Here is a 5,797-nt window from a genome sequence, read left to right on the forward strand (position 1 = left end):
GCACCACGCGATCCCGGCGCGCGCGCGCCGGGCACATCGGACGGGGTGGACGTTCTGGAGCCCTGCGGGGGTGCGGACCGTGGCGACTGCGCTGGGGATTGCTCCAGTCGCAATTCGTAGTTGCCGGTCTGCGGGTTGAGTACCCACTGATCGGCGGGGTCGACATCGTCCGCCCGCCCACGGCTCTGCGCATCCACGGTTGTCTGAATCCTCCGTCGCTGCCACGCGAAGCGCCTCCCCCGAAAGGCGCTCGGTCTCTCGATCCCGCAGTGCTACGACGCGGGGTCGGAGTACCGGATCGCGTCACACTATCCGTTTGGCTCAATGGGGGGCGACGCGCGTGACACATTCCACGTCGCCCTCACATGCTGATGAGTCGGGCAATGCGCCCGTTTCGACATGCGTACGTATCGGCCGCCGCCCTCTCTCACCTGCATGTGCCCACCGCCGCGTTCGTTCCCGGGAAAGTCGGGTTCGCCGTCGGGTCCGTGGAAGCGTCCCCGTCGCGCTTCCGGCGCCCGCGGTCGCCGGAGTCCGTACCTGGCTCGTTCCGATCGGTCCGGCTGCCGGGCGGAAGCACCGCGATGGGGCTGTCCTCGCGCAGTTTCCCGAAGAGCTGCCGGGCCGCCGGTTGCACCAGTTCGTCCCGGTTCGCATCGGTCGCGTACGGCCGCCTGGGCACCGTGAGGAACTGCACCTTCTCGGTCGGGATGCCGCGTACGGAACGGGTCAGGTCGTACAGATCCCGCAGCGAGTCCAGGCCGGGGTCGGTCGTCAGCGACTTGGTCGCGGCGTCCAGCAGCGGATACAGCTTGGCGGGATTGAGCAGTACGCCATTGCTCTGCACCTTCTTCACCAGCGCGCCCAGGAACTGCTGCTGGCGGTCCATGCGTTCGGTGTCGCTGCCGTTGCCGAGGGTCTTGCGGGCGCGCACATAGCCGAGGGCCGCCTCCCCGTCCAGGGTCTGCCGGCCCGCCGGGAGCTTCAGATGCGCCGCCCGGTCATTGATCGGCCTGGGCAGGCACACCTCGACGCCGTCGATCGAATCGACCATCTTCTTGAAGCCGCTGAAGTCCACGACGATGTGGTGATCGACGCGCACTCCCGTCATCCGCTCCACCGTACGGATGGTGCAGGCCGCGCCCCCGGTCGCGAACGCCGAGTTGAACTGGGCGAACCGCGCATGGGAGCGGGAACCGTCGGTCTTGCGGCAGCCGGGGATCTCCGCCATGAGATCGCGCGGGAGGGACATGGCCGTCGCGCTCCGCCGGTCGGCGGCGAGGTGCAGCAGAATCGTGGTGTCCGCGCGCTGACTTCCGCTGTCCCGGCCGTACTTGCTGTTGCCCCGGCCGGAGCGGGTGTCGGAGCCGAGGATCAGTACGTTCCGCGCGCCCAGCGCGATCGGGGTCGGCCGCTCCTTCTCGTACGCCTCCAGTTCGGCGGCCGCGGTGGTGTCCGTGGTGATGTTGCCGTCCAGCTTGCGGTAGAACCACCAGGCGACGGCCGACGCGGTGAGCAGGACGACCGAGGCGCCCAGCGCGGTCCAACGCACCCAGTGGCGCCCGCGCTTGGTACCGGCCTCTGCCGCTGGCCCCGCCTCTGCCTCTGCTCCTGCCGCTGGCCCCGCTCCGGCCCCCGGCCCGGTGCCGGTGCCGGTGCCGTCGGCGGGACCGGTTCCGGGCGTCGCGGAGCCGGAATCCGCGCCAGAGCCCTCGGGGTCGGGGCCGGTCGGCGTGCCAGCTCTGTCGGTCACGTCTGCGTCCATCCTTCACGGCGTCGGCGGCGTGTCAGGGCCGCCGATCGCAGGACTGATCGCAGGACTAGACGGCTGAACATCGCGCTTGGTTGTGCGTTGAAGCACGCGTTCAGCCGATCATCCACCGGAGTTGGGGCCGGGGCCCGGGGGCTCGGCCCATGTGTGGGCCACACGGGTGGACTTCAGAGGCTTGTCATACCGCGCTGTGCCGTTGCCGGGCGGGTCTGTGGTGCGGTGGAGGTCAGTCGGGGGCGGAGCGCGCCACGCCGGGCCGTGGGCGCGCGGGGGTGCGCTTCGGGACGCTGTGCCGGTCCGCCGTGCCGGCCGGGTCACACCGCCGTGGCGGTGACCCGCTCGCTCTCGATCCGCTTCCGCAGACTGTCCTCGGGCAGTTGGTCCAGATGCCGGCACAGCACCACCGACCCCCCGGCCGCGAGCGGCGCGAACAACCCGGCGGACAGCCCGTCCCAGGAGCCGTAGCCGAGCCCCGACAGCAGCCGGGAACCAGCGGTCAGACCCAGTCGCGCCGCATCCGTACGGGCCCGCTCCACCAGACCCGTACCGCTCAGCTCCGTCCCGTCGACGGCGAGCGCGGGAGCGGCCGGGTCGACCGGGGCGTACGGCGCGAAGCGATCGCCCTGCGAGGGCACCTCCACCGCGTAGTCCGCGAAACCGTCCGGAGTCCGCGGGAAGCGCCCGCCGAGGGGCCGCAGCGCCAGCGCCACCCGCTCACCCGGGCAGGCGCGCGCCTCCTCCAGCGTGTCCGGGCCGGTGACGACCAGATCCGCCGCCGCCGGGTCGCCGCCCACGTCCACCGTCACGCCCGCCGACGAACAGGCGAGCAGCCACACCGCGCTCTGCCAGTGCGCGGGCAGCAGCAGCGCGAGCCGGTCACCGGGCTCGGCCGCGAGGTCGCCCTGGAGGAGGTTCGCCGTCTTCGCCACCCAATTGGCGAGGGTGGCAACGGACAATTCGACCCGCTCACCGGTGGCGTCGTCGTAGAAAGTGACCAAGGGGCGCGCGGGGTCCGCGGCGAGCGCGGATCGCAGCAGGTCGGCGGGGGTACGGTCGCTGGCGTTCATCCGCGCAAGCCTACGCTCAGGGCGGCGGCCGGGCCGCCGTACCGGTGACGCCGTCCTCCGGACGGCCCGATGGCGCGTCAGTTTCCCGGCCGTCCCCCGACGAGCGGAGCCGTTCGGCCCCGCCCAGGATTTCTGGCATGCGTGGATTCCTGGCTTCTTCGATCGGTGTCGCGGCCTCCGCCGTGCTCGTACTCCCGCTCTCGCTGCCGTCCGGCGCGCTCGCCGCGCCACCACATCCCGCACCACCACAACCCGCCGTGCCGGCTGCTGTACGGGCCCCGGATGTGCCCGGCTCCACCCAGTCCCTCTCCCTGTCGCCGACCGCCCGTTCGCTCGCCCCCACTGGGGAGCGGAGGCTGCTCGACCAGAACGTCAGACCGTTCTCGCTGGTCGGCGTGGTCTGGGACGACGCGGACGCCGAACTGCACGGCACGGTCCAGGTGCGCACCCGCGCCCTCGGCAGCGGCGACTGGTCCTCCTGGCAGGACGTGGAGACCCACAACCACGACCACGGCGCGGACCCCGGCACGGCCGAGGGCGCCCCCGAGCGGACCCGGGGCGCCACCGCCCCGCTCTGGGTGGGCTCATCGGACGGCGTCGAGGTACGCGTACGGGCCGAGACGCCCACGCCCGCCGGGCCGGTGCCGCTACCCGCCGGGATGCGGCTCGAACTCGTCGACCCGGGGGAGGGCGGGCCCGAGGGGCGGGCGGCGCTCCCGCCCGGCTCGTCGTCCGATGACGCTTCCCGGAAGTCCGCCGAGAACGACGGCGCTGACGGTCCTGATGGCCCTGACGACGACTCGGGTGGCTCGGACGGCTCCGACGGGCCCGATGGCTCGGGTGACTCGGGTGACTCGGGTGGCTCGGACGGGTCCGACGACCCGGACGACTCCGAGGAGACCGTGGTGGCGGCCCGCGCCGCCGCGGCCAAGCCGTACATCGGTCCGCGCCCGAAGATCATCACCCGCAAGGGGTGGGGCGCGAGCGAGTCGCTGCGGGAGAAGGGTTTCGTCTACACCACGAAGGTCAAGGTCGCCTTCGTCCACCACAGCGCCACGGGCAACAACTACACCTGTAAGCAGGCGCCCTCCGTCCTTCGCAGTATCTACCGCTACCACGTCGTGAGCAGTGGCTGGCGCGACTTCGGCTACAACTTCGCCGTCGACAAGTGCGGAAACATCTACGAAGGCCGGGCGGGAGGCGTGACGAAGGCGGTGCTGGGAGCCCACACCCTGGGTTTCAACACCAACAGCATGGGCATCGCGGTGCTCGGCACATACAGTCGCTCCAATCCACCGACGGCGGCAGTGACCGCGGTGGCCAGGTTGACCGCCTGGAAACTCGGGCTGTTCACGGGCAACCCGAAGGGCAAGGCGACGCTGACTTCGGGGGGGAGCGGCAAGTATGCCAAGGGCAAGAAGGTCCGCTTCAATGTCATTTCAGGGCACCGGGACGGGTTCAACACCGACTGCCCCGGATCCCGCCTGTACAAAAAACTCGGCAGTACCCGGACCGCATCAGCGGTCTACCAAGGACGCAGTTGAGCATGAACCGGCTCATTCACTGCATACACTGGCCGATCTCGAACGAGTGACCACTCGGCCCGGACAGGAAGCAGAGACGACAAGGTGACAGAAGCGATTCTCCTGGTCGGCGGCAGAGGCACGCGGCTTCGGCCGCTTACCGTGAACACGCCGAAGCCCATGGTCCCCGCGGCGGGCGTCCCGTTCCTCACCCACCAGTTGGCGCGGGCACGCGCCGCGGGTGTGGAGCACATCGTCCTCGCGACCTCCTATCTCGCGGAGGTCTTCGAGCCGTACTTCGGTGACGGCTCGGCGCTCGGACTCAGCCTGGAGTACGTCACCGAGGACGAGCCGCTCGGCACCGGCGGGGCGATACGCAACGTCGCCGAGCGGCTGCGGTCCGGCCCCGACGACCCCGTGCTGATCTTCAACGGGGACATCCTGACCGGCCTGGACATCCGGGAACTGGTCCGGGTGCACCGGTCGTCGGGGGCGGATGTCTCCCTGCACCTCACCCGGGTCGAGGACCCGAGGGCGTTCGGCCTCGTGCCGACCGGGGCCGACGGGCGGGTCACGGCCTTCCTGGAGAAGCCGCAGACCCCCGAGGAAATCGTCACCGACCAGATCAACGCGGGTGCGTATGTGTTCCGCCGCTCCGTCATCGACACGATCCCGGCGGGGCGGCCGGTCTCCGTCGAACGCGAGACCTTCCCCGACCTGTTGTCGTCGGGCGCCCACCTTCAGGGCATGGTCGACTCCACGTACTGGCTCGACCTCGGCACCCCCCAGGCATTCGTCCGCGGCTCCGCCGACCTCGTCCTCGGCCGCGCACCCTCGCCCGCCGTACCCGGGCGGTGCGGCGACCGGCTCGTCCTGGAGTCCGCCACCGTCGCCCCCGACGCCAAGCTCACCGGCGGCACCGTCGTCTGCGAGGGCGCCAGCGTCGCGTCCGGGGCGCGGGTCGACGGCAGCGTCATCCAGGCCGGGGCGGTGGTGGAGGAGGGCGCGGTCATCTCCGCCTCCCTCATCGGCACGGGCGCCCGCGTCGGCGCGCGCACCTCGCTGTCCGGGACGGTCATCGGCGACGGCGCCGTCGTCGGCCCCGACAACGAACTCCGCGACGGCGCCCGCGTCTGGTGCGACGCGATCCTCCCTGCGGCGTCGCTGCGCTTCTCGTCGGACCGCTGAGGGTTGCTCGCGCCGCGGGTGCGGGTGGTTGTGGCGCGGGGGTGCTGCGAGGTTGGGGCGGGTTGTGCGGTGTCGGGGTCTTGGGCTGGGCCCGGGTGCTGCGGGGTTGGGGCCGGTGTGCGGTGTCGGGCGTCTTGGGCTGGGCGCGGGCCTGTTCGGGGCTGGGGCCGGGGTCCGCTCCGGGGTCACGTCGGGACTGCACGATTTACGGCGCGTTTCGGGCCCTTGCGAGTGGCAGGCCCTTCAGC

At 71.5% G+C, this 5,797-nt stretch carries 5 protein-coding genes and 1 pseudogene; 2 read left to right on the forward strand and 4 right to left on the reverse strand.

The window, feature by feature from the left end:
• From ACWF94_RS31135 to ACWF94_RS31150, 4 genes and pseudogenes are all read right to left on the reverse strand, one after another.
• Window positions 1-197 (reverse strand): annotated as a pseudogene (locus ACWF94_RS31135) (LCP family protein); the annotation flags it as partial.
• A 230-nt stretch (window positions 198-427) separates the two neighbouring features.
• Window positions 428-1,765: an LCP family protein gene (locus ACWF94_RS31140; protein WP_453495969.1), complete on the reverse strand. Its 1,338-nt coding sequence runs from the start codon at window positions 1,763-1,765 to the stop codon at window positions 428-430.
• Window positions 1,766-2,085: 320 nt separating this feature from the next.
• Window positions 2,086-2,838: a TIGR03089 family protein gene (locus tag ACWF94_RS31145; protein ID WP_453495972.1), complete on the reverse strand. Its 753-nt coding sequence runs from the start codon at window positions 2,836-2,838 to the stop codon at window positions 2,086-2,088.
• A gap of 16 nt (window positions 2,839-2,854) precedes the next feature.
• Window positions 2,855-2,977, reverse strand: a complete 123-nt coding sequence (locus ACWF94_RS31150) for a hypothetical protein (protein ID WP_453495975.1) — start codon at window positions 2,975-2,977, stop codon at window positions 2,855-2,857.
• On the opposite strand from ACWF94_RS31150, the gene ACWF94_RS31155 reads away from it, so the two are divergent.
• Window positions 2,976-4,382, forward strand: a complete 1,407-nt coding sequence (locus ACWF94_RS31155; RefSeq protein WP_453495978.1) for a peptidoglycan recognition protein family protein — start codon at window positions 2,976-2,978, stop codon at window positions 4,380-4,382. The genes ACWF94_RS31150 and ACWF94_RS31155 overlap by 2 nt on opposite strands.
• Window positions 4,383-4,466: 84 nt before the next feature.
• Entirely contained in the window at window positions 4,467-5,549 is a 1,083-nt protein-coding gene (locus ACWF94_RS31160) for a sugar phosphate nucleotidyltransferase (protein WP_453495981.1), read from the forward strand.
• Window positions 5,550-5,797: the final 248 nt, after the last annotated feature.

Source organism: Streptomyces sp. NPDC055078 (genome assembly GCF_053607985.1).

Excerpts from the sequence above, each read along its gene's own strand:
- ACWF94_RS31150 (WP_453495975.1), bottom strand. The coding sequence starts at position 2,977 with ATGCCAGAAATCCTGGGCGGGGCCGAACGGCTCCGCTCGTCGGGGGAC.
- ACWF94_RS31140 (WP_453495969.1), bottom strand. The coding sequence starts at position 1,765 with ATGGACGCAGACGTGACCGACAGAGCTGGCACGCCGACCGGCCCCGAC.
- ACWF94_RS31145 (WP_453495972.1), bottom strand. The coding sequence starts at position 2,838 with ATGAACGCCAGCGACCGTACCCCCGCCGACCTGCTGCGATCCGCGCTC.
- ACWF94_RS31155 (WP_453495978.1), top strand. The coding sequence starts at position 2,976 with ATGCGTGGATTCCTGGCTTCTTCGATCGGTGTCGCGGCCTCCGCCGTG.